Source organism: Streptomyces murinus (genome assembly GCF_002154555.1).
In the GTDB taxonomy this organism is placed as follows: Bacteria; Actinomycetota; Actinomycetes; order Streptomycetales; family Streptomycetaceae; genus Streptomyces; species Streptomyces murinus.
On the sequence record NZ_MUNF01001081.1, the window covers coordinates 1 to 613 of the forward strand.

The following is a 613-nucleotide window of genomic DNA, read 5'->3' on the forward strand; positions in this document are numbered from 1 at the left end:
ACCCCCACGCCTGCACCCGCGAATCCCGCTCCGCAGCGGCCCCACTGGCGCTGCTGACGGCGGTGGGGGGAGCGTAGGGGGGGGCATCGAGGAGGTGCCGGGCACCGCGCGGGGCACTGGGGTTCGAAGCGTCATCAGGCCCCGCATGAGTACCCTGCCGATGCCCGGCGCCGGATACCCTGAGGGCGCACCCTGGAGGACACCATGAGCACTCAGCCCGGCCACGGGCACGAGCTGATCCCCCGTCCCGAGCCGACTCCCGACGCCCTCCGTGCCGCGCTCGCCGTCGTCGCGCCCGGCCGTCTGACCGAGATGCAGGCCGGCAAGGACGAGGCCTTCGCCAAGGCGGTCCAGTGGCAGTCCCTCAGCCCCGTGCAGAGCTGGGTCCTGCTGTGGGCCCGGGACATCGAGATCGCCCGCCGCCCCGACCTCTCCACCCGCTACGTCCGCGCCCAGGCCGACCTGGAACACAAGGACCCACTCATCGCGGAGTCGGCCCTGCGCGATCTCGGAGCGGTGCTGGACGAGGCCATGAACGTCTGAACCGAACTCCCGGAGCCGGACCCGCGCCTCCCGGCCGACTGTTTCGGGGCCGGCTCCGGGAGTTCGGTTC

Annotated in this window: 1 protein-coding gene; it reads left to right on the top strand. The window is 72.9% G+C overall.

From position 1 onward, the window contains the following. Positions 1 to 204 precede the first annotated feature (204 nt). The gene (locus CCN72_RS37780; protein ID WP_086812717.1) at positions 205 to 543 is read left to right on the top strand and encodes a hypothetical protein; all 339 of its coding nucleotides are present in this window, start codon (positions 205 to 207) and stop codon (positions 541 to 543) included. Positions 544 to 613 lie beyond the last annotated feature (70 nt).

What these genes read in the sequence shown, in the direction of transcription:
- CCN72_RS37780 (WP_086812717.1), top strand. Translation starts at nt 205, where the DNA reads ATGAGCACTCAGCCCGGCCACGGGCACGAGCTGATCCCCCGTCCCGAG.